Source organism: Shinella daejeonensis, assembly GCF_024281235.1.
Taxonomy (GTDB): Bacteria; Pseudomonadota; Alphaproteobacteria; order Rhizobiales; family Rhizobiaceae; genus Shinella; species Shinella daejeonensis.
Genome location: NZ_JAHWXY010000001.1, coordinates 581,724 through 603,652, shown reverse-complemented (window position 1 = coordinate 603,652; position 21,929 = coordinate 581,724). Strand labels below are relative to the sequence as shown.

Genomic DNA, 21,929 nt, shown 5'->3' with positions numbered 1-21,929 from the left:
CATCGATCATGACCGTGATCAAATGCATATCCCCGGTTGACGGTTCGGTTTACGCCGAGCGTGAAGCGATGCCGCTTGCGGCAGCGCAGGCCGTGGTCGCCCGCGCGAAAAAAGCCCGGAAAGCCTGGGCGCAACGACCGCTCGAAGAGCGCGTCCAGCTGGTGCTGAAGGGTGTTGCCCGCGTGAACGAGATGGCCGACGAGATCGTGCCGGAACTTGCCTGGCAGATGGGCCGGCCGGTGCGCTACGGCGGCGAGTTCAAGGGATTCAACGAGCGTTCCAACTATGTCGCGGAGATCGCGGGCGCGTCGCTGGCGCCGATCGTCGTGGAGGAGAGCGACCGCTTCGAACGCCGCATCGAACGGGAGCCGCATGGCGTCGTCTTCGTCGTCGCGCCCTGGAACTATCCCTACATGACGGCGATCAACACGGTCGCCCCGGCCCTGATGGCCGGCAATGTGGTGATCCTCAAGCATGCGGCGCAGACCTTGCTCGTCGGCGAGCGTCTGGTGCGGGCCTTCAACGAGGCGGGCGTGCCGGAGGACGTTTTCCAGAACGTTTTCCTCGATCATGACACGACCTCGGCGCTGATCGCCGCCAGGAGCTTCGACTTCGTCAATTTCACCGGCTCCGTCGAGGGCGGGCGGGCGATGGAGCGGGCCGCCGCCGGCACCTTTACGCCGCTCGGGCTCGAACTGGGCGGCAAGGATCCGGGTTACGTCATGGCGGACGCCGATCTCGACGCCGCCGTCGACACGCTGATGGATGGCGCGACCTACAATTCGGGTCAGTGCTGCTGCGGTATCGAGCGCATCTATGTGGCCGAAAATCTTTATGACGCCTTCGTCGAGAAGTCCGTCGCCTGGGTTTCCAACTACAAGCTCGGCAATCCGCTGGATCAGGACACGACGCTCGGGCCGATGGCGCACAAGCGTTTCGCGGCGACCGTGCGCTCGCAGGTCGCCGATGCTGTCGCGAAGGGCGCGAAGGCGCTGGTCGATCCCAAGCTCTTCCCGGCCGACGACGGCGGCGCCTATGTCGCGCCGCAGATCCTCGTCGACGTCGACCATTCGATGGAGTTCATGACGGAGGAGACGTTTGGCCCCACCGTCGGCATCATGAAGGTGAAGAGCGACGAAGAGGCGGTCGCCCTGATGAACGACTGCAAATACGGCCTCACGGCCTCGCTGTGGACGAGCGATCCGGAACGCGCCGCCCGGATCGGCGGGGAGCTGGAGACCGGCACCGTCTTCATGAACCGCGCCGATTATCTCGATCCGGCGCTGTGCTGGACCGGCGTCAAGGAAACGGGCCGCGGCGGCTCCCTCTCCGTCATCGGCTTCCATAACCTCACGAGACCCAAGTCCTATCACTTCAGGAAAGCTTGAACAGCATGACCATCACCGCCAACTGGAGCTACCCCACCGCCATCAAGTTCGGCGCGGGCCGCATCAAGGAACTCGCTGACCACTGCAAGGCGGTCGGCATGACGAAGCCGCTGCTGATCACCGATCGCGGCCTGTCGACGATGGCGATCACCGGGGAGGCGCTCGACATTCTCGAGGCCGCCGGACTGGGCCGGGCGATGTTCGCCGAGGTCGATCCGAACCCGAGCGACCGGAACCTCAACGCCGGCGTCATCGCCTTCAAGGACGGCGGCCATGACGGCGTCGTCGCGTTCGGCGGCGGCTCGGGCCTCGATCTCGGCAAGGCCGTCGCCTTCATGTCCGGCCAGACGCGGCCGGTCTGGGATTTCGAGGACATCGGCGACTGGTGGACGCGGGCGAGCCCCGAGGGTATCGCGCCGATCGTCGCCGTGCCGACGACGGCCGGCACCGGCTCGGAGGTCGGCCGCGCTTCGGTCATCACGAATTCCGAGACGCATACGAAAAAGGTGATCTTCCATCCGAAGATCCTGCCTTCGGTCACGATCTGCGATCCGCAGCTGACGGTCGGCATGCCGAAGATCATCACCGCCGGCACCGGCATGGATGCCTTCGCCCATTGCCTGGAAGCCTATTGCTCGCCGTTCTATCACCCGATGAGCCAGGGGATCGCGCTGGAGGGCATGCGCCTCGTGAAGGAATATCTGCCGCGCGCCTATAAGGACGGGACGGATATCGAGGCCCGCGCCCATATGATGTCGGGGGCGGCCATGGGGGCGGTCGCCTTCCAGAAGGGGCTCGGCGCCATCCACTCACTGTCGCATCCGGTCGGCGCGATCTACAACACCCATCACGGCATGACGAATGCCGTCGTGATGCCGGCGGTCTTGACGTTCAATCGCCGGGCCATCGAGGCGAAGATCGCCAGCGCCGCCGCCTATCTCGGCATCGCCGGCGGCTTCGACGGCTTTTTCGATTATGTGCTCAGGCTTCGCGAGGAACTGGGCGTGCCGGACAAGCTCTCGGCGCTGGGCGTCGGCACGGACCGGCTCGACGAGATGTCCGCCATGGCGGTCGTCGACCCGACGGCTGGCGGTAATCCGGTGGAACTGACGCTGGAAGCGGCGCGGGCCTTGTTCATCGAGTGCATCTGAAAACGCGCTTGCAGGCGCTGATACGGGACCCGGAAGGCACGGCTTTCCGGGTTCTTTGCGTCCTCTGGACAGGCGGGGTGGAATACCCCGACTGAAGCCCCGTTTCTGACGTAAGCGTAAGAAACAATTTACCACGCTAACCTAATGATATTCTGAAGGAACGCTGTTCCGGCGAAGGCCTTGCACCTTCGTCGCGGCCCATGACGGGACGAGGCCGGCTCGATGAGCCGGTTTTCGGGACATATTGCTTTCTTCCTCCCTCTCTCCCTCAGGATCGCCAGGAATGAAGCCTGCCCAAAACGCCGCCAGCATGAATCCGGATCTCGAACGTCGCCTGGAGTTCATGGGACTCGACGAAGCCGCCCGCCGTCACCTGCGCGCGCTCAAGCCGCTGATCGAAAAGGAATTCGGTCCCGCGCTCGATACCTTCTACGGTGTCGTCCGCAAGACTCCGGAAGTCAGCCATCTGTTTTCTTCCGATGCGCATATGAACCGTGCGAAGAATGCGCAACTCGGCCATTGGGCGAATATCGCCGCTGGCGAGTTCTCGAAGGAATATGCCGAGCGGGTGCAGACCATCGGCCAGGTTCATGCCCGTATCGGACTTGAGCCGCGCTGGTATATCGGCGCCTATGCGCTGGTCGCCGAACACCTGCTGACCGAGGCCGTAAAGGCCCATTGGCCGAAGGGCGGCCTCTTTTCGCGCGAGCAGGCCAGCGTGGATGATTTCGCCGCGCGTATCGTGAGCCTCGTGAAAGCGATGTTCCTCGACATGGACCTGTCGATTTCCGTCTATATGGACATGTCCGACCTCGCCAAGCAGGAGGCGGTGCAGTCTCAGGTGGTGGCAGGGGAACGCAAGCTTGTCGGCGATACGTTCGGCGCGGCGCTGCGGCGCGTGGCGGAAGGCGATCTGACGGCGCGTATCACCGGCACGCTGCCGGAAGCCTATGAGGCGCTCGGCGAGGATTTCAACTATGCGCTTTCCACCCTGTCGCAGGCGATCGGCAGCATTGGTGCCGGCGCCGGATCGATCCATCGGAGCGCGCAGGAAATCGCCGCCGCCTCCGACGATCTGGCAAGGCGCACGGAGCGGCAGGCCGCCAATCTGGAGGAGACCGCGGCCGCCGTCGAACAGGTGACGACCACGGTGCGCCAGACGGCCGAAAGCGCCAATGAGGCCAACAATCTGGTGACGGCGGCCCGCGAGAACGCCGAGCGCAGCGGCGGCGTCGTGGAAGAGGCCATCACCACCATGGGTGAAATCCAGAATTCCTCCTCGGCGATTGCCAATATCATCGAGGTGATCGACGAGATCGCCTTCCAGACGAACCTTCTGGCGCTGAACGCCGGTATCGAGGCGGCGCGCGCCGGCGAGGCGGGGCGGGGTTTCGCCGTCGTCGCTTCGGAGGTGCGCGCGCTGGCGCAACGTTGCGCCGACGCCGCCAAGGACATCCAGAACCTGATCGCCAAATCGCATGCGCAGGTCGAGGACGGTGTTCGCTCCGTCAACGATGTCGCCCAGTCGCTGCGCCAGATCGTGTCGCAGGTCGTGGAGGTCAGCGCGGTCTTCACGTCGATCCGGGCGAGCACGGCCGAACAGGCAACGGGCCTGCTGGCGGTGAACCAGGCGATCAACGCGATGGATCAGATCACCCAGCAGAACGCCACCATGGTCGAGCAGGCCAATGCGGCAAGTCAGGCGCTGACCGAGGAGGCGGCCTCCATCGCCACCCAGCTCAGCGCCTTCCGCACCAGCGGCAGCGCGGCGGCGGGTGTGAACTCCGGCTATTCGCGCGCGGCCTAAGCCGCGCGAAAACGAACGGAAACGGGAGGGAGGCCGGCGCGTCGCCGGCCTTCGCCGTCAAGGCCGGGTGCAGGACGGGGACGGCCCGGCCGGCATCACGGTCGGGACCGGTCTTTTCCCGGGGTCAGTCGACGAATTCGACGACGACCCCCGGGCTGGTCATCTTGGCGAGTTCGGTCGCATCCCAATTGGTGAGGCGAACGCAGCCGTGGCTCTGTGTCTTGCCGATCTTCGAGGGATCCGGCGTGCCGTGGATGCCGTAGGTCGGTTTGGACAAGGCGATCCAGACGACGCCGACCGGGCCGTTGGGGCCGGGCTGGAGGGTCAGGACCTTGTCGTTGTTGCCCTGCTTGAAATTGATTTTCGGATTGTAGGTATAGCCCGGGTTCAGCGCGACGCGTTCCACGGTGACCGTGCCGGAGGGCGAAGGGGTATCGGTCGAGCCGATGCTTGCGGGATAGGCGGCGATCAGCAGGCCGTCCGCGTCATAGGCGAGCACCTGCCTGCGCCCCTTGTCGGCGAGGATCTTCGCGACCTTGCCGGTTTTCGGCCGGCCGATGTCGACCACCTTGATGATCGTACCGGGAATGGTGAAATCGACGCCCGGATTGATCTCCCGCAGGTAGTTTTCGTCCATATGAAACTTCTCGGCGAGCATTTCGGCGGTCGAAGTATAGGAAAGATGCGGCATGGCGGCCTTTTCCGCGTAGTCGGACGGAATGGAGGCGACATAGGGGCCGGCCGCGTCTGCGGCGGTGATTTCATAGGTGGTGAACGCCATGCCGCCGGACAGGCGCAGGCGCTCCAGCACACTGTCCGTATCGTTCGGGTCGAGCGTTTCCCCGGTCGCCTTCTGCCAGGCTTCGATGGCCTTGGTGACGTTGGAGCCCTTCTTTCCGTCGATCACGCCCGGCGAAAAGCCTTCCCGGTCGAGAAAGACTTGGAGAGCGGTGATTTCCGCAGACGTCCGCTTGCCGAGCGTGATGGCCGGTTCGAATTTCGGGCCGGGCACGAATTCCCCGTCCGCGCCGCCATTCTCCGGCAGTGAAGCAAACGAGTCGTTGCCGGTGGAAAAATCGGGCAGCGGCTGCGTTTCGCCGAAATCCGGCTCGGGCAGCGCCTGGCGTTCGATGTCTCCGGGCATGGCCTCCCGCGTTTCCGGCACGGAGCCGGTCGTCAGATCGTCGCCGAAACCGTCATAGGCGCCCGGCGGCGGCGGATAATAGTCCGGGCTCATGCCGGAATAGTCGCGCACCGGCCGATAGCGGCCGCGCCGCGGGTCATGGCGTTCGTTGCGGCCGAAGTAGCGGTCCGCGCGCATGGCGGTGGCGACGATATTGCCCCAGGCATCGACGAAGACCGTCCGGCCCCGGCCGTCGCGCATGCGCCGGGCATCATAGGGGACATAGTCGAGGACATCGCCTTCCGGCGTGACGAGGACGGTATCGGCGCCACGCTGGCCATAACCCTGCTGGGCTGCGGCGGGCAGCGAGAAGACGCCGGCGACAGTTGCCGCCGCGAGAAGTGAAATACTTGTTTTAAAAATGGAATTCACGAATCTTGCCCTGCTGCCTAGCCCATGTCCGGCGGACGGAACACTCCAAATTCGACCTTTATATGAAAATTCTGAACTGATGGTGAACGTTTGGTCAACGCGGTTTGCGAAATCCTGTCACGCCGGTCGCCGGTGGCTGGATTTGTCTGGGGGACACAGAAGACGGCCGGCGCGCGGCGGCGATTGCCCTGACGGCGAAACTCGATCAGACTGGGGGACCCGCCCCGACACCTGTCCCTTCTTTCATCCGGAGATCCGGCCCATGACCCTGGCGCTTGCCGCAGATACGCCCGAACAAGGCTTTCGCATCGAACTGACGCCCGATTCGGCGCTCGATCTGGGGAGCGCCGTCTTTCATGGCGTCGAGCTTGCTCCGGGCGCGGCGATCCCCTCGGATGGCGACCCGCGTATCGACAGGGCGCTTCCGGGTTTGCTCTTTACCTGCGGGCCGGATCATATCCGCCATCCGGAACCGGTCGAAGGGGCGGCGGACGGACGGCGCTATCCCCTGCATGGCTCGCTGTCGTCGCATCCGGCCTTCGATATCCGGCTGGAGGAGAACGAGGACAGCGTTTCCTGTAGCGGCCGCGTGCCGGTGACGCTGGCCCGCAACGGCAGGGCGGAGCTTTTTCGCCGCTGGCGCGCCGACCGCCGGAGCGGTGGCGTCACGCTGGAGGATGTCGTGCGCAACACCGGCGAAAGCGACTGGCCGCGCTTTGCCATGTACCATCTCAATATCGCGACGGAACTTTTCGACGACAAGGCCCGGCTCACCGGCGCGATGTTGCCGGACGGCGGCCTGCCCTGGCGTTTCGATGAGGGCGACATGAAGGTCTTCTGCGTGCCGGCGGCCGAAACGGCGCGGCAGGGGTGGGCGGAGATCGCCGTTGGCCCCGTCGCTGCGCTCGGTGGCCGCAGCCTGCATGTCCGTTTCCGTGTCGACACGCTGCCCTATTTGCAGATATGGCGCAATCAGTCGCCGGGTTGCGCGGTGCTCGGCATCGAGCCGGTCAGCCACAGGTTTGCCTCCCGTGACGCGTTGATCGCTTCGGGGGAAGCGCCGGCCTTCACACCCGGCGAAAGCGCCTCCTATGGCCTTGCCTTCGGGCTGCGCTGAAGGCGCGCCACGGATTGACGACCGGCAGGCCGGCGCTTATTGGGTGGCCGGTTGGTTCCGACAGGCAGAGTTCGAAAGGAAGACCCATGGATATCCGCGCGATCAATGACGAATATTCCGTTTCCGGCCAGATTTCCGTCGAGGATCTCGACACGATCGCGGCGCTTGGCTTCAAGTCGATCGTTTGCCATCGCCCCGATCACGAGGAGGGCGGCCAGCCCGAATTTTCCGCCATCGCCGCGCGGGCGAAGGAACTCGGCCTTGAGGTGATGCATGTTCCGGTGGGCTCGATGGGCGTGACGGCCGACGCCGTTCACGGCATGGTCGACGCGCTTGACGAGCTGCCGCGGCCGATGCTCGGCTATTGCCGGTCCGGCGCCCGCTCGACGCGGGTTTACGAGCAGACGCAGCATATCCGCGGATGAGTTTTCGCTAAACGACCCCCGTTCCCGAATGGGAAGGAAGCCGGCAGGCGGGCGAAACCCCTGCCGGCTTCTGTCATTTTCCGCTGCGGATATCCGAAAGCGTGCGGGCGGGGGTGATCGCCTCGGGATCGAGCTTCACCTCGATGATCGCCGGCTTGCCGCTTTGGCGGGCGCGCAGGAAGGCGGCGGCGAAGTCTTCCGTCTTTTCCACCGTTTCCCCGTGGCCGCCATAGGCCTGCGCAAGTGCCGCGAAATCCGGATTGGTCAGATCGGTGGCGCTGACGCGGCCGGGATAATCGCGCTCCTGATGCATGCGGATCGTGCCATAGATGCCGTTGTTCACGACGATGGTGATGATCGCCAGGCCGTAGCGCACGGCGGTTGCGAACTCCTGGCCGTGCATCATGAAGCAGCCGTCGCCGGCAAAGCAGACGACTTCACGGCCGGGAAAGAGCTGTTTGGCGGCCACGGCGGCCGGCAGGCCGTAGCCCATCGAGCCCGATGTCGGAGCGGCCTGGGTGGCGAAGCGGCGAAAGCGGTGGAAACGATGCAGCCATGTCGCGTAATTGCCCGCGCCATTGGTGAAGATCGTGTCCTCGGCCGTATTAGCCTCCAGCCATTCCATGATCGGCCCCATCTGGACGTCGCCGGGACCGGTCTTCGGCGGGACGGACCATTTCAGATAGGCCTCATGCATGACGCCGGTGCGCGCCGCCCAGCGCGGTTCTGTCTTGGGCGCGACACCGGAAAGAGCGGCGATGAAATCGTCGGGCGCGGCAGCGATGGCGAGCGCCGGCCGGTAGACGCGGCCGAGTTCCGACGGATCGGGATGGACATGGACCAGCGTCTGCTTCGGATAGGGGCTTTCGAGCAGGCTGTAGGTGGACGACGGCATTTCCGAGTAACGGCCGCCGATCAGCACGACGAGGTCGGCTTCGCGGATCTCCTTGCCGAGCGCCGGATTGATGCCGATGCCGGAATCGCCGGCGTAATTCGGGTGAAGGTGATCGAACAGCATCTGCCGGCGGAAGGAGCAGGAGACGGGGAGCGACCAGCGTTCGGCGAAGGCGGTCAGACCGGCGACGCTTTCCTCGCTCCAGCGCGTGCCGCCGACAATGACGACAGGACGTTCGGCTTTCTCCAGAAGCGCCTCCAGCGCCGCGATCTGCGTTGCGCCGGGATGAGCCTCCACCGGCATATAGGGCAGCGCCGCCGGGGCCTCGACCGCTTCCGTCAGCATGTCTTCGGGCAGCGCCAGCACCACCGGCCCGGGCCGGCCGGAGGTGGCTACGGCGAAGGCGCGCGTCACGAATTCGGGGATGCGGCGGGCATCGTCGATCTCGGCCACCCATTTTGCGACTTCGGTGAAGGCGCGGCGGTATTCGATCTCCTGGAAGGCCTCGCGCTCGCGGGCGTCGCGCTGCACCTGGCCGATGAACAGGATCATCGGGACCGAATCCTGCCGCGCGATATGCAGGCCGGCCGAAGCGTTGGTGGCGCCCGGTCCCCGCGTGACCATGCAGATGCCCGGTTCGCCGGTGAGGCGGCCCCAGCAATCGGCCATCATCGCCGCGCCGCCTTCCTGGCGGCAGACGAGGGTGTCGATATCGGTGTCGTGCAGGGCGTCGAGCACCGCGAGATAGCTCTCGCCCGGCACGCAGGCAATGCGTTTCACGCCATTGGCGACAAGGGCGTCGACGATGAGCTGGCCGCCGGTCTTCATGCGCTTTTCTTTCCTGTTTCGATGGTTTCGAGTTCCGCGAGCACCGCGTCGGTGTGTTCTCCCACCCGGGGGCTCGGCCTGTCGTAGACGAGCGGCGTGCCGGAAAAGACGATGGGCGTGCGCACGCCGGGGATGAGGTTGCCGTCGGCGTCGGCAAGATCGATGCGCATGCCGCGCGCCCTGATCTGCGGGTCGTCGAAGGTCTCGGCGATGGAATTGATCGGGCCGGCGGGCACGCCGTCGCGTTCGCAGGCGGAAAGCAGGTCGGCCTTCGTCCAGTCCGCGGTCTTTTCCGTGACGATGCGGCGCACCTCGGTGCGGTTGGCGACACGGGCGCGGTTGGTGGAAAAGCGTTCGTCGTCTGCGATGCCGGCAAGGCCGAGGATCGTGCAGAGCTTGCCAAACTGGCCGTCGTTGCCGACAGCGAGAATGATGTGGCCGTCGCCTGTCGGCACGACCTCATAGGGCGAGATGTTCGGATGGGCGTTGCCCAGTCGCACCGGGGCGACGCCGGAGGCGAGGAAATTCATGTTCTGGTTGGCCATCACGGCGGATTGGACGTCGAGCAGCGCCATGTCGATATGCTGGCCTTCGCCGGTCTTCATGACGTGGATCAGCGCCGCCTGGATCGCCGCCACCGCATAGATGCCGGTGAAGATATCGGCGATCGCCACGCCGGCTTTCATCGGCTCGCCGTCCGGGGCGCCGGTGACCGACATGAAGCCGGACATGCCTTGCACGATATAATCGTAGCCGGCGCGAGGGGCATAGGGGCCGTCCTGGCCGAAGCCGGTTATCGAGCAATAGACGAGACGGGGATGCTTCGCGGTGAGGGTTTCATAATCGAGGCCGTATTTGACGAGGCCGCCGACCTTGAAGTTCTCGATGACCACGTCGGCGGTTGCGATCAGCCGCTGCACGGTCTGCCGGCCTTCGTCGCTTTTCAGATCGGCCGCGATGGACCGTTTGCCGCGGTTGGTGGCGTGGTAATAGGCGGCGGAGAGGTTCTCGCCGTCCTTTCCGGTGACGAATGGCGGCCCCCAGGCGCGGGTGTCGTCGCCGCCTTCGGGATGCTCCACCTTGATGACGTCCGCTCCGAGATCGGCCAGCATCTGGCCGGCCCATGGTCCCGCGAGAACCCGCGCCAGCTCGACGACCCTGATGCCGGACAAGGGCAGGCTCTTCTTCTCCATTCCATCTCCTCCGCAGAATGCGCCGCGCACGGACCGCGCCATTCTGCATCTGGATAACAAAAAGCCGGCAGGGGGGATAGCCGGGGGTGCAGGACAGGTCATGACGGCTGGGACTGACCTGATGCCCGCCGCGCCTGCGGCCGCTGTCCGTCAGATCACCGGCGGCAGGGACGGAACCGTCGTCCTGCCGATCTGGCGCTCACGCCAGATGACGTAAAGGCCCGAGGAGACGATGATGGCGATGCCGAGCCATTTCACCGCATCCGGCAGATGGCCGAAGACCCACCAGCCTAGAATGGTGGCCGAGACGATCTCCAGATATTGCAGCGGCGCCAGCGTGGAGGCCGGCGCGGCGCGATAGGCATAGACGCCGAGGACGCCGGAAACGGTCGCGGCCACCGCGGCGCCGGCGATATAGAGCGTATTCTCCAGATCGGGCACGACCGGTTGCAGCATGGCGATGTCCAGTTCATGGCCGGCGAGCAGCAGCAGGCCCGTGAAGACCGCGCCCCAGAAGCCGGCATGGAACTGCATCGACCATGGGTCCTCCTTCTGGGAGACGAGCCGCGTCAGCAGGAAGAACAGCGCCAGCGAAAAGGCCGCGACGACGGGAAGGAGCGCGATCGGCCCTACCTCCTGAAGACTGGGCTGGATGACGAGCAGCGAGCCGAAGAAACCGACGCCGCAGGCGGTGTAGCGACGCCAGCCGATCGTCTCCTTGAGGACGATCGCGCCGAGGATCGTCAGGATGATCGGCTCGACGAAGAAGATCGCGATGGCGTCCGCCACTTCCATGACCGCAAGCGTGGTGACGAAGCTGATCATGGTGACGGCCATCAGGACGCCGCGCGCCGCGTGCAGGCCGGTCTTGCGCCAGGTGAGGTCGAAGAGCGTGCCGCGCATCAGGCCGATCGGTCCCAGCACGATCATCTGGAACAGCAGGCGGACGAAGGTGATCTCCGTCGCCGGAACGGCGGTGACCGCAAGCTTGGCGAAAATATCGATGACCGGCGAGATCAGCACCGAAAGCACCATGAGGAAAAGGCCGAGGCCGATCTCGTTGCGCAGCGGCGGAATGGCGGATGTCGTCATGCGTTCTCCGGATAACGGCGGCCTGCAAGGGTGACCCGCCGGCACCAGCCGGCCAGCGCGTCGACGGCTGGATCGCGCAGGGACCGGATCTCCTTCAGCGTCTCATGGCGACAGCCTCGATAGACGACCGTGGTAACGTCCTCAAGACGGGATTTCTTCAGTCGTCGCGCGAGGGCGGTGATCGCCCGGCCATAATCCGTCGCCGGATCCTCGTCGCCGCCGGCAATGTGGATCGGCAGGCGTTTCGGCAGGCGCGCGAGCGCGGCCGGTGCGGCGGCCGAATAGGCAAGCCGCAAGATGTCGCGCCACAGGGAAACGCTGGGATCGAAGCCGCAGAGCGGGTCTGCGATATAGGCGTCGACCTCGGCGGGATCGTGCGAAAGCCAGTCGCAAAGGGTTCGATGTCCGGGAACCGCATTTCCCCAGGCCTCGAATGTTAGGCGGGCGAGCCAGGCGCTCGGCACGTCGGAGCCCTTCAGCATCCGCTCGATTGCAAGGATCGCCAGGGCGGCGCGGCCGGCAAGCCCCGGTTCGAAACTGGCGTTCCAGACGGCCAGGCCGTCGAGCGCTGCGGGATGATGGCCGGCGTAGGCGAGCGCGAGGAGGCCGCCCATCGAATGGCCGAACAAAAGGACGGGCAGGCCCGGATGGCGGGCGGCGGCATAATCGCGCACCGCATGCATGTCGGTCAGCACGCGCGATGCGCCGTCGCGGCGGGCAAAACGGCCGACCGGCGCATCTGCCGCTGCGGTATGGCCGTGGCCGCGATGGTCGTGAACATAGACGTGGAGGCCCTCCGCCGCCATGCGCGCCGCAAAGGCCGCATATCGGCCGCCGTGCTCGGCAAGGCCGTGGCTGACCAGCAGCACGCTGCGTTCTGCCGCCCCGGCGGGCGCATGCCGCAGGGCGAGTGTGGCGCCGCTCGGGCTTTCCAATGGCTGCCACGCAGAAAACACCGGCGGATCTCCTCTTCGCCGTCCATCAAAGCGATTTGGCGGGGAAAGGCAATGACCCGGTTTTGACATGTCACTGGTGAGCGCGGTCCGATGCGCCGATGCAATCGGGCTCCGTGGCCGGTCCGACGAGGGCGGGCGCATTGCCGCGGGAGGATTAATCGCCTACATAGCGGGCAATTTTTCTGGATGCGGAGCACGCTGAATGGCACGTCAATTCATCTACCACATGTCGGGGCTGAACAAGTCCTACGGTAACAAGAAGATACTGGAGAACATCCATCTCTCCTTCTACCCGGATGCGAAGATCGGCATTCTCGGCCCCAACGGCGCCGGCAAGTCGACGGTGCTGCGCATCATGGCGGGGCTCGACAAGGAATTCACCGGCGAGGCGTGGCTCGCCGACGGGGCGACGCTCGGCTATCTGGCGCAGGAGCCGCAACTCGACAACGCCAAGACGGTGATGGAAAACGTCATGGAAGGGGTCGCCGACAAGAAGGCGATCCTCGACCGCTACAACGACCTGATGATGAATTATTCCGACGAGACGGCGGACGAAGGCGCGAAGCTCCAGGACATCATCGACAGCCAGAACCTCTGGGATCTCGAAAGCCAGGTCGAGATGGCGATGGACGCATTGCGCTGCCCGCCGGGCGAGGCTTCGGTCGAAAGCCTGTCCGGCGGCGAGAAGCGCCGCGTTGCGCTGTGCCGGCTGCTTCTGGCGCAGCCCGACCTGCTGCTGCTCGACGAACCGACGAACCATCTCGACGCCGAAACGATCGCCTGGCTTGAAAAGCACCTGCGCGAATATCCGGGCGCGGTGCTGATGATCACCCACGACCGTTACTTCCTCGACAACGTCACGGGATGGATTCTCGAACTGGACCGCGGTCGCGGCATTCCCTACGAGGGCAACTATTCCGCCTATCTCCAGGCGAAATCCAAGCGCATGTCGCAGGAGGAGCGGGAGGAGGGCGCCCGGCAGAAGGCGCTTTCGCGTGAACAGGAGTGGATCGCCTCCAGCCCGAAGGCGCGCCAGGCCAAGTCGAAGGCCCGCATCAAGGCCTATGACGAACTGGTGAAGGCGGCGGCCGACCGGCGTCCCGGCGACGCCCAGATCGTCATTCCCGTCGGCGAGCGGCTCGGCAATACGGTCATCGAGGCCGAGGGGCTTGGCAAGGCCTATGGCGACCGCGTGCTGATCGACGGCCTCACCTTCAAGTTGCCGCCGGGCGGCATCGTCGGCGTCATCGGCCCGAACGGCGCCGGCAAGACGACGCTGTTCCGCATGATCACCGGCCAGGAAACGCCCGACAACGGGTCGATCACCGTCGGCGAAACGGTGGATCTCGGCTATGTCGACCAGAGCCGCGACGCGCTCGACGGCAACAAGACTGTCTGGGAGGAAATCTCCGGCGGCAACGACGTCATCAAGCTCGGCAAGCACGAGATGAACAGCCGCGCCTATTGCGGTGCCTTCAACTTCAAGGGCGGCGACCAGCAGCAGAAGGTCGGCACGCTGTCGGGCGGTCAGCGCAACCGCGTGCATCTCGCCAAGATGCTGAAGGGCGGCTACAACGTCATCCTGCTCGACGAACCGACCAACGACCTCGATACGGAAACGCTGGGCGCGCTCGAGGACGCGCTGGAGAATTTCGCCGGCTGCGCCGTCATCATCTCGCACGACCGCATGTTCCTCGACCGGCTGGCCACCCATATTCTGGCTTTCGAGGGGGACAGTCACGTCGAATGGTTCGAGGGCAACTTCGAGGACTACGAGAAGGACAAGATCCGCCGCCTCGGCCCGGATTCCGTCAATCCGAAGCGCGTGACCTACAAGCGCCTGACGCGCTGATTGCCGTTTGCGCTGTTCTGCGCCTGTATTTTCCGCCCACGGGCAAGAAGATACAGGCGCGGGATGAAGACGCCGCAGGCCTGTGCCGGGGTGCCGCCTCCTCGTCCTTCCTCTCCCTGCCGGGAAAGGCTTCGGCGGACGAAAGGATAAGCACCGGCGGCGGCTTCCGGCGCGCGTTTCCCACTTTCCGGAACCCCGGCCTGCGATGCACCCCGCCTGCCGGGGTTTTTCTTTGCCGCTGTTGATGGGAAGATCATGGCCGGAATTGGTGCTTGCCTTTGCCGGCTTAATTACATAAACATATCTTTATGTCTTGATTGGATTGATCATGAGCCCTGTGCGCAGTCTCGGACTGGACGACATCGTTGAGATATTGAAGGCGGCGGGCGAGCCGACGCGCCTGCGTCTGCTCGCGCTGCTTTCCGGCGGCGATCTGACGGTGAGCGATCTGACGGATATTCTCGGCCAGTCGCAGCCGCGCATCTCGCGTCATCTGAAACTGCTTGCGGAGGCGGAACTGGTCGATCGCTACCAGGAGGGGGCCTGGGCCTATTTCCGGCTCTCCCAGAGCGGGCCGGCCGTGGCGCTGGTCCACCGCCTGCTGGAAACGGCGGACCGATCGGACGCCGTTCTTGCGCGCGACGATGAACGGCTGAGGGCGCTCAAGAAGGTCCGTGCGGAGAAGGCCCAGGCCTATTTCAGCCGCAATGCCGCCGAATGGGACGCGATGCGCCGCCTGCATGTCAGCGAGGCGGCGGTGGAGGCCAAGCTCGTCGAATTGATCGGCGATGCGCCGGTCGGCGCCTTCCTCGATCTCGGCACCGGCACCGGCCGCATCCTCCAGCTTTTCGAGGGGCTTTACCGGCGCGGGGTCGGGGTGGACGCCAGCCGGGACATGCTCGCCGTCGCCCGTTCCAATCTCGACAAGGCCGGCATCACCAAGGCGTCGATCCGCCATGGCGACATTTTCAACCTGCCGCTGGAGCGCGACGAGTTCGACGTCGTGACGATCCATCAGGTGCTGCATTTCCTCGGCGAGCCCGAGGCGGCGGTCGAGGAGGCGGCGCGGATGCTCCGGCCCGGCGGCCGGCTGGTCATCGTCGATCTTGCGCCGCATGCGCTGGAGCATCTGCGCGACGAGCATGCGCATATCCGCCTCGGCTTCTCGCATCAGACGCTTTCGGACTGGCTGGAGAAGGCGGGGCTTGCGGTTGAGGAGATCGTCGATCTCTCCGCGCCCCGGCCTGCTGCCGATGCACTCACCGTCACCATCTGGCTTGCCCGCGACCGTCGCAGCGACGACGGCCGGCAGGCTGCCGCCCTGGAAGGGCCTGTCCGACAAAGGAGTTGACATGAACCCGGCGACCATCAGCCCGACCGGCAGGGATATCCGCCTGTCCTTCGAGTTCTTTCCGCCCAAGACCCCTGAAGCGGAAGGCCAACTGTGGGAAACGGCGGCCGCGCTTTCGGCTTATGGGCCCGGCTTCATGTCCGTGACCTATGGTGCGGGAGGCTCCACCAAGGCGCCGACGCTCGCCACGGTGCGCCGGTTGCTCTCCATGGGTCTGCCGGCCGCCTCGCATCTCACCTGCGTCGGTGCGACGCGCGAGGAGGTGAATGCCGTGGTCGCCGATTTCCAGGCGGCGGGCGTTCGTCATTTCGTGGCGCTGCGCGGGGATCCGCCCGGCGGCGTCGGCACGCCCTATCGTCCGCATCCGGGCGGCTACGCCAATGCGGCGGAACTGGTCGCCGGCCTGCGCGCCATCGCGGACTTCGAGATTTCCGTCTCGGCCTATCCGGAAAAGCATCCGCAAAGCCTGGACGTGGCAGCGGATATCGACATGTTGAAACGCAAGGCGGACGCGGGCGCCGACCGCGCGCTGACGCAGTTCTTCTTCGATAACGACGCCTTCGAGCGTTATCTGGAACGGGTCCGCGCCGCCGGCATCGGAATCCCGATCGTGCCCGGCATCCTGCCGATCCACAATCTGGCGCAGGTGCGGAAGTTCGCCGGCCTGTGCGGAACGAGCGTGCCGGCATGGCTTGTCGAGCGGCTCGGGCCTCATGACGAGGATCCGCACCAGCGTGCGGCCATCGCCGCCGACCTTGCCGCCCGGCAGGTGGAGGACCTGATGGCCCTCGGGATCGGGGAATTCCATTTCTATACGATGAACCGCGCCAAGCTGGTTTCGGCGGTCTGCGACCGGGTGGGTTTCGCCCGGCGTCCGGCTTGCGCGGCCGGCGCGGCGGCCTGACGTTTTCAGGGCTCCATACGGAAAATGCATGGCCAGGAATTCCGGGCCATGCATCTGCGCAAATTGTCACGAAGGGGGTTTTTCCCTCTTTTGTCCTGATTACCGGACTGTCTATCGTCCTAGATGAAGATCATCGTTGCGACGAAGAGGAATGCTGCGCCGATCATCAGAACATTCAAGGAATGTGTGAGTCCCATGGCTGCCTCCTTGTGTTGCAACGTTAATATTACGATCGAAGGAACGCCCTTGAAAAGACGTTTTTTTGACGCGGCGCAGCATGGCGGGGTGGAAATCCCGTCTCATCCAAGCTTAACGGATTGAATTCTCCGTTCTTTTTCTTTGCCAGAAAAAATTCATAATTCTTACCGGATTAGGGGATGGCGGCAGGGCGCATTTACCATTGTGGCGCGAATCACGCCTTTTCTCCTCGGCGCGCGCGGGACGGCCGGCGGCGGAAAAGCGGCAGACGGCCATCGAGAACGACCAGTCCGGCAAGCACCAGCGCCATGCCGGCGATCCCGAGCGTGGTCAGCTTCTCGCCGAGGAAGACCATGCCGGCGAGGATCGCGCTCGGGGGAACCAGCAGCGTCACCAGCGACGTATTGGTGGCGCCCGCTTCCGCCATGATGCGGAAGAAGAGGATATATCCGTAAGCGGTCGACAGCAGCGCGAGCGCCAGAACGGCCAGGACGGCCGGAAGCGGGGGCGCGGGCAGCAGCCAGGGCGTGTCGATCATGCAGGCGACGGGCAGCATCAGCAGGGTGGACGCGGTGAGCTGCCCGGCGGCGGTGACGGGAGGCGCGACGGTGCGGAACCGTTTGCCATAGGTGGCGGCGGCGCCGTAGGAGGCGGCGGCGAGCACGGGCAGGATGACGGCCCAGAGCGGCGGTCCGTCACCCCCGGCCAAAGGGGCAAGCGCGCTCGGGCCGATCAGCACCGCGGTTCCCGCAAGGCCGACCAGACAGCCGGCGAGCTTCCGCGTGGAAAGCTTTTCGTCCTCCGTCAGCCGGTTGGCGATAAGCACGGTGAAGATCGGCGTCGTGGCGTTGAGGATGGAGGCAAGGCCCGCGCCGATCTCCGTCTGGCCGAGGAAGATCAGCATATGCGGCACGGCATTGTTGATAAGGCCGAGAACCAGAAATTCGCGCCGGCGCGCCCATAGCGTCGAATAGAGGTCGAAGCGCCCCGCCACATAGACATGCAGGGCGAGGGCGGCGATGGCGACGCGTAAGAGGACCAGCGTGGCCGGCGGCACATGGACGACCGCCACCCGGGCGAAGAAGAAGGAGCCGCCCCAGATCATGCCGAGAAGGGCGAGCAGGCTCCAGGTTCGGGCATTCATGCGCAGCGCTGCGGTCGCTTCGGCCACGGAGGACCCCCCGGATTATCCTGGACGCCCCGGTATAGCACCCGGTGCGCCGGCGGCCACCCGATTTGCGGAAACGCTCAGAGCGCGTCGAGAAGCGCCCGCGTCGCCCAGCCGTCGGCCGGCATGCCGAGGCGGAGTTGTTCCTTCTGGATCGCCGTGCGCGTGCCGGAACCGAGGATGCCGTCGATCTTGCCGACGTCATGGCCGAGCGCCTGCAATCTGGTCTGGAGCTGCTTCATGCTTTCGTCCGAAAGGCCTTCCTCCGGGGTGGTGCGGGCATAGGGCGGCGCGCCGGCAAGCCGGGTCGCGAAATAGGCGGCCGACGTGGTGTAGATGAAGGACTGGTTCCAGGCGAGATAGATATCGAAATTGGGATAGGTCAGGAAAGCCGGTCCCTTTCGGCCCTGCGGCAGCACCAGCGAGGCTTCGAGCTGGCCGAAGGCGGTCTCCCCGTCGCGCGGGACGACACCGGCGGCAAACCAGTCCGCCGCCGTCATGCCGGATTGCAGGCCAGTACGCTCCCAGGGCAGGCTCTCTGGCAGGGTGACCTCCTGAATCCACGGCTGCCCCGGCCTGAAGCCGAGGTTCTGGATGAATTTCGCGGCCGTCAGGATGGCATCCGGCGCGCTCTGCTTGACGTTGACGTGACCGTCGCCGTCGCCGTCCACGCCGAAGGCGATGATGTCCCGCGGCAGCATCTGCACCTGGCCGATCTCGCCGGCCCAGGCGCCGGTGGTGCCGGCAGGATCGAGGTCGCCGTGGCCGACCATCTCGATGGCCGCGAGAAGCTGCGGGCGGAAGAGTTCGGGACGGCGGCAGTCATGGGCGAGGGTCACCAGCGCGTTGCGCGTGTTGAAGTCACCCTGGACCACGCCGAAATCTGTCTCCATCGCCCAGAAGGCGGCGATGATCGGCCCCGGCACGCCATAGTCCTGCTCGGCGCGGGCGAAGACGGAAGATAGTTCCTTCAGCTTCCTGCGGCCGATATCGAGGCGGGACTGGCTGACCGTGCGCTGCGAGAATTCGAGAAAGGTCTGGCGGAACACGCCCTGCGCGCGGTCGCGCGACAGCACTTTCTCGTCGATGCGCGCGCCGGCCAGCGCGCGGTCCGCCACCTCCGGCGCGACGCCGCGTGCGATCGCTTCGGCCTTCACCCCCTCGAGGAAGGTCGCAAGATCGCCGCCGCAGGCCGACGGCGCCTGCGAGGATGCCTGGGCATGGGCGCCGCCGGCGAGAAGAAATGCCGTCAAGGTTGCAGCGATCGTCGTCCGCATGATGGCGCGCATGGGGGTGGCTCCTTGTTCCGTTGCTCGCCCGCCTGTCTCAGATGAATGTGACGGAAGCAAGAAGAAAGAGGACGGTCGCGGCGGCTTGTGCGAAAATCATCGCGAAACCTCTGCCAACCACTGTTTCCAGCGGCTGGCCGAGCCGGCGAAAACATTGATGTCCGTGTCGCCGGCGATGCCCGGCACGACGCCGGTGGAGGTATATTGCCAGAAGGCCCAGCGGCGCGCGGGATAGATCGCCCCGGGATGATTGGCGACCGATCGCAGCCAGAAGGGATGCGTTTCGAAATGGCCGACGAGATTGTCGCGGTGGAAATCCACGGTTGTGTAGATGATCGGCCGCTTGCCATAATGCTTCTCCAGCCGTTCGAGGAAGCGCGCGAGCGCGGCCCGGACGTCTTCGGCGGCCGGGCGTATCCTGCACGTCGGCGAGGCGGGGTTCCATTCCGCATCCAGCACCGGCGGCATGCGTACCGCCTCCTTCGGCACATTGGCGATGAACCAGTCGGCCTGGGCGTCGGCGGTCGAGCAGAAATAATAGAAATGATAGGGCGCATGGGGCAGGCCGGCAGCCTTCGCGCCGCGCCAATACTGCGAAAACCGGCTGTCGACGCGGTCGGACCCCTCCGTCGCCTTGAGAAAAGCGAAGGCGACGCCGGATTGCCGCACTTTCGGCCAGTCGATGTCGCCGTTCCATTTCGAGACGTCGATACCGTGGACCGGATGGCCATGCGGCGAGCGGGTGCCGAAGTCGTGGGGATCCCTGTCATCGAAACGCGACGGCGAAACCGTGGAAAGGACGTCGTAATCCGTGGTGGAGCAGGCTGCGGCCAGCAATGCGCAGGGAAGGAGGGCCAGAAGCAACCGACGCATGAAAATCCCGTTTTCCAAGGTGTTTCCCGATCCTGCCCCGAATGGCCGGGCCGGTAAAGGGGGATGACCGCGCCGCGAAACGTTCTTCGCGGGGGCCTCCCTTCCTGCCGGCAGGAAGGGAGGCGGCCTTGACACTCCGCAAATTTAAGGGGGCGAATGGAAAGTCTCTGTTAAGACTCCATCATCATTTGCCCGTTAGAAACGGTCCCGGCGGCTTTCCGCGCCGCCCCCAGGTTGTCATGATCACAACGGTCCGGGGTTACATGATGTCGATAGCTTCTTCGCCCAAGGTCGCCCGGCGCTATGCGCTTGCCGGCGTCGTCTTCGGGACAATCCTTCCTGCTGCATACTTCGCTGTCGAGGCGGTGGCCGGCGTTCCCGCCGGAGAGCGGCTGTCCGGGCTTTCCCTGCCGGTGGCCGTCCTCCTCGGGCTGACGCCGGTTCTCTTCGGTCTGGGGTTCTATGGGATCGGGCGGTCGCGGGCGCGGCTTCTTGCGGAGCTTGTGCGGCAGCGGCGGATCGAGGACCGGTTGCGGCATCAGGCCTGGCACGACCGCCTGACCGGACTGTGGAACCGGTTGCGGCTGGAGCTGGACGTGGAGAGCGTTGCGGTGGCGGGAGACGAACGGCCGGCGCTGCTGCTTCTCGATCTCGACCGTTTCAAACATGTGAACGACAGTCTCGGCCACGATGCCGGCGATGCGCTGCTGGCGGCGATCGCCCGGCGGTTGCAGCGCAATTTCGCTGACGATGCGCGGGTCTACCGGTTCGGCGGCGACGAGTTCGTGCTGATCGTTCCGGGTTTTCCGTCCCAGACCAGGGTTGCCGATCTTTGCCGGCGGGTTTGCGCCCTGTTCGGCGATCCTTTCGAGTTGGGCGGCAACCGCGTGGCGAGCGGATGCAGCATCGGGGCGACCTTCCTTGCGCCTTCGGACCGCCGTGTCGCCGATCTCCTGAAGCGCGCCGATCTGGCGCTCTACCGGGCGAAGGAACGGTCCGGCAACAGTTTCCGGCTTTTCGATACGGAGCTTGCCGCCGAACTGTCGGGCCGGCTGGAAATCGAGCGGGATCTGGAACAGGCCCTTCGCGACGACGCGTTCTTCCTGCTCTACCAGCCAATCGTCGGGACCGAGAGCGGTTCGGTCCGCGGCTTCGAGGCGCTTCTGCGCTGGGCGCATCCGACGCGCGGCGTTCTGCCGCCGGATCTTTTCCTGCCCGTCGCGCAGCGCACCGGCCTAGCCATTCCCCTCGGCAGGCAGGTGATTCGCGAGGCCTGTCGCGAAGCGGCCCGATGGCCCGGGCCGACCGGTGTCGCCGTCAATATCAGCGCCACGCAGATTCTTGCAGACGGCTTTTCCGATCACGTCCTGACCAGCCTGGAAGACGCCGGCCTTGCGCCCGGCCGGCTGACGCTGGAGGTCCGGGAGCAGGCTTTCGCGGAGGACAGGGAGGCGGTCTGCGAGCGGCTGGAGGTGTTGCGTCGGCGCGGCATCTGCATCGCGCTGGACGATTTCGGGGTCGGGCCTTCCGCCATCAACGCCTTGCGTTCGCTTCCCGTCGACCAGCTGAAGATCGGGCAGGCGCTGGTGGCCGCCGCGGCGGAAAGCGGGGAGGCGGCGGAACTGATCGGCGTCATCGTCAGGATGGGCAAGGCCCTTGGCCTTCCGACAGTGGCGCAGGGAATAGAGACGCCGGACCAGCTTGCCTTCATTCGTGACTGCGGCGCGTCGGCATTGCAGGGAAGCCTCGTTTCGCCTCCGGTCGCCGCCGAGGCCGTGACCGGGTTTCTTTCCCGTCCGCCGGAGCGGCGCTCGGCATGATCGTGGGCAAAAGGCTTTCCATGGCGGACGTTTCCTGATTGTCTGCCGGCTGAAAAGGAGACGCCGC

The 21,929-nt window shown here is 65.3% G+C and carries 17 protein-coding genes; 9 read left to right on the top strand and 8 right to left on the bottom strand.

Annotated elements, in window-relative coordinates; translation table 11 throughout:
- Positions 1-8 precede the first annotated feature (8 nt).
- From KYK29_RS02860 to KYK29_RS02850, 3 genes are all read left to right on the top strand, one after another.
- On the top strand, positions 9-1,388 hold the full coding sequence (locus tag KYK29_RS02860) for an aldehyde dehydrogenase family protein (RefSeq protein WP_254689333.1): 1,380 nt from the start codon (positions 9-11) through the stop codon (positions 1,386-1,388).
- Between the two features lie 5 nt (positions 1,389-1,393).
- A complete protein-coding gene (locus KYK29_RS02855; protein ID WP_254689332.1) occupies positions 1,394-2,539 on the top strand; it encodes an iron-containing alcohol dehydrogenase in 1,146 nt (381 codons plus the stop codon).
- 283 nt (positions 2,540-2,822) lie between these two features.
- Positions 2,823-4,346: a globin-coupled sensor protein gene (locus tag KYK29_RS02850; RefSeq protein ID WP_254689331.1), complete on the top strand. Its 1,524-nt coding sequence runs from the start codon at positions 2,823-2,825 to the stop codon at positions 4,344-4,346.
- A gap of 124 nt (positions 4,347-4,470) precedes the next feature.
- Here KYK29_RS02850 and KYK29_RS02845 read toward each other — a convergent pair whose 3' ends face one another.
- The gene (locus KYK29_RS02845; RefSeq protein ID WP_437437227.1) at positions 4,471-5,835 is read right to left on the bottom strand and encodes a L,D-transpeptidase family protein; all 1,365 of its coding nucleotides are present in this window, start codon (positions 5,833-5,835) and stop codon (positions 4,471-4,473) included.
- 328 nt (positions 5,836-6,163) lie between these two features.
- On the opposite strand from KYK29_RS02845, the gene KYK29_RS02840 reads away from it, so the two are divergent.
- A complete protein-coding gene (locus tag KYK29_RS02840; RefSeq protein ID WP_254689329.1) occupies positions 6,164-7,018 on the top strand; it encodes a DUF4432 family protein in 855 nt (284 codons plus the stop codon).
- Between the two features lie 86 nt (positions 7,019-7,104).
- On the top strand, positions 7,105-7,443 hold the full coding sequence (locus tag KYK29_RS02835; protein WP_254689328.1) for a protein tyrosine phosphatase family protein: 339 nt from the start codon (positions 7,105-7,107) through the stop codon (positions 7,441-7,443).
- A 73-nt stretch (positions 7,444-7,516) separates the two neighbouring features.
- Here KYK29_RS02835 and KYK29_RS02830 read toward each other — a convergent pair whose 3' ends face one another.
- The 4 genes from KYK29_RS02830 to KYK29_RS02815 form a co-directional block, all read right to left on the bottom strand.
- Positions 7,517-9,166, bottom strand: a complete 1,650-nt coding sequence (locus KYK29_RS02830; RefSeq protein ID WP_254689327.1) for a thiamine pyrophosphate-binding protein — start codon at positions 9,164-9,166, stop codon at positions 7,517-7,519.
- The gene (caiB, locus tag KYK29_RS02825) at positions 9,163-10,359 is read right to left on the bottom strand and encodes a succinate--glutarate CoA-transferase (protein WP_254689326.1); all 1,197 of its coding nucleotides are present in this window, start codon (positions 10,357-10,359) and stop codon (positions 9,163-9,165) included. Before caiB ends, KYK29_RS02830 begins: the two co-directional genes overlap by 4 nt.
- Before the next feature lie 150 nt (positions 10,360-10,509).
- Complete coding sequence (locus KYK29_RS02820) at positions 10,510-11,451, bottom strand: DMT family transporter (RefSeq protein ID WP_254689325.1); 942 nt, start codon at positions 11,449-11,451, stop codon at positions 10,510-10,512.
- Positions 11,448-12,407, bottom strand: a complete 960-nt coding sequence (locus KYK29_RS02815; RefSeq protein ID WP_254689324.1) for an alpha/beta fold hydrolase — start codon at positions 12,405-12,407, stop codon at positions 11,448-11,450. Before KYK29_RS02815 ends, KYK29_RS02820 begins: the two co-directional genes overlap by 4 nt.
- A gap of 202 nt (positions 12,408-12,609) precedes the next feature.
- Between KYK29_RS02815 and ettA the strand changes: the two genes are divergently transcribed.
- The 3 genes from ettA (at position 12,610) to metF (ending at position 16,514) form a co-directional block, all read left to right on the top strand.
- The gene (gene ettA / locus KYK29_RS02810) at positions 12,610-14,259 is read left to right on the top strand and encodes an energy-dependent translational throttle protein EttA (protein ID WP_254689323.1); all 1,650 of its coding nucleotides are present in this window, start codon (positions 12,610-12,612) and stop codon (positions 14,257-14,259) included.
- A gap of 328 nt (positions 14,260-14,587) precedes the next feature.
- Entirely contained in the window at positions 14,588-15,610 is a 1,023-nt protein-coding gene (locus tag KYK29_RS02805) for an ArsR/SmtB family transcription factor (RefSeq protein ID WP_254689322.1), read from the top strand.
- Between the two features lies 1 nt (position 15,611).
- Positions 15,612-16,514: a methylenetetrahydrofolate reductase [NAD(P)H] gene (gene metF, locus KYK29_RS02800; protein WP_254689321.1), complete on the top strand. Its 903-nt coding sequence runs from the start codon at positions 15,612-15,614 to the stop codon at positions 16,512-16,514.
- Positions 16,515-16,926: 412 nt separating this feature from the next.
- On the opposite strand, the gene KYK29_RS02795 is transcribed toward metF, so the two are convergent.
- The 3 genes from KYK29_RS02795 to KYK29_RS02785 all read right to left on the bottom strand — a co-directional run bounded on the left by KYK29_RS02795 (position 16,927) and on the right by KYK29_RS02785 (position 20,042).
- Positions 16,927-17,856, bottom strand: coding sequence for a DMT family transporter (locus KYK29_RS02795; protein ID WP_254690062.1), 930 nt, complete (start codon positions 17,854-17,856; stop codon positions 16,927-16,929).
- 104 nt (positions 17,857-17,960) lie between these two features.
- Positions 17,961-19,169, bottom strand: coding sequence for a lytic murein transglycosylase (locus tag KYK29_RS02790; protein WP_254689320.1), 1,209 nt, complete (start codon positions 19,167-19,169; stop codon positions 17,961-17,963).
- Positions 19,170-19,265: 96 nt separating this feature from the next.
- Positions 19,266-20,042 (bottom strand): glycoside hydrolase family 25 protein, encoded by a 777-nt coding sequence (locus KYK29_RS02785; RefSeq protein WP_254689319.1) that lies wholly within the window; start codon positions 20,040-20,042, stop codon positions 19,266-19,268.
- Between the two features lie 239 nt (positions 20,043-20,281).
- Between KYK29_RS02785 and KYK29_RS02780 the strand changes: the two genes are divergently transcribed.
- The gene (locus tag KYK29_RS02780) at positions 20,282-21,862 is read left to right on the top strand and encodes a putative bifunctional diguanylate cyclase/phosphodiesterase (RefSeq protein ID WP_254689318.1); all 1,581 of its coding nucleotides are present in this window, start codon (positions 20,282-20,284) and stop codon (positions 21,860-21,862) included.
- Positions 21,863-21,929 lie beyond the last annotated feature (67 nt).

Excerpts from the sequence above, each read along its gene's own strand:
- KYK29_RS02860 (WP_254689333.1), top strand. The coding sequence starts at position 9 with ATGACCGTGATCAAATGCATATCCCCGGTTGACGGTTCGGTTTACGCC.
- KYK29_RS02840 (WP_254689329.1), top strand. The coding sequence starts at position 6,164 with ATGACCCTGGCGCTTGCCGCAGATACGCCCGAACAAGGCTTTCGCATC.
- KYK29_RS02805 (WP_254689322.1), top strand. The coding sequence starts at position 14,588 with ATGAGCCCTGTGCGCAGTCTCGGACTGGACGACATCGTTGAGATATTG.
- KYK29_RS02830 (WP_254689327.1), bottom strand. The coding sequence starts at position 9,166 with ATGAAGACCGGCGGCCAGCTCATCGTCGACGCCCTTGTCGCCAATGGC.
- KYK29_RS02780 (WP_254689318.1), top strand. The coding sequence starts at position 20,282 with ATGATCACAACGGTCCGGGGTTACATGATGTCGATAGCTTCTTCGCCC.
- ettA (WP_254689323.1), top strand. The coding sequence starts at position 12,610 with ATGGCACGTCAATTCATCTACCACATGTCGGGGCTGAACAAGTCCTAC.
- KYK29_RS02835 (WP_254689328.1), top strand. The coding sequence starts at position 7,105 with ATGGATATCCGCGCGATCAATGACGAATATTCCGTTTCCGGCCAGATT.
- KYK29_RS02795 (WP_254690062.1), bottom strand. The coding sequence starts at position 17,856 with ATGAATGCCCGAACCTGGAGCCTGCTCGCCCTTCTCGGCATGATCTGG.
- metF (WP_254689321.1), top strand. The coding sequence starts at position 15,612 with ATGAACCCGGCGACCATCAGCCCGACCGGCAGGGATATCCGCCTGTCC.
- KYK29_RS02855 (WP_254689332.1), top strand. The coding sequence starts at position 1,394 with ATGACCATCACCGCCAACTGGAGCTACCCCACCGCCATCAAGTTCGGC.
- KYK29_RS02820 (WP_254689325.1), bottom strand. The coding sequence starts at position 11,451 with ATGACGACATCCGCCATTCCGCCGCTGCGCAACGAGATCGGCCTCGGC.
- KYK29_RS02790 (WP_254689320.1), bottom strand. The coding sequence starts at position 19,169 with ATGCGCGCCATCATGCGGACGACGATCGCTGCAACCTTGACGGCATTT.
- caiB (WP_254689326.1), bottom strand. The coding sequence starts at position 10,359 with ATGGAGAAGAAGAGCCTGCCCTTGTCCGGCATCAGGGTCGTCGAGCTG.
- KYK29_RS02850 (WP_254689331.1), top strand. The coding sequence starts at position 2,823 with ATGAAGCCTGCCCAAAACGCCGCCAGCATGAATCCGGATCTCGAACGT.
- KYK29_RS02785 (WP_254689319.1), bottom strand. The coding sequence starts at position 20,042 with ATGCGTCGGTTGCTTCTGGCCCTCCTTCCCTGCGCATTGCTGGCCGCA.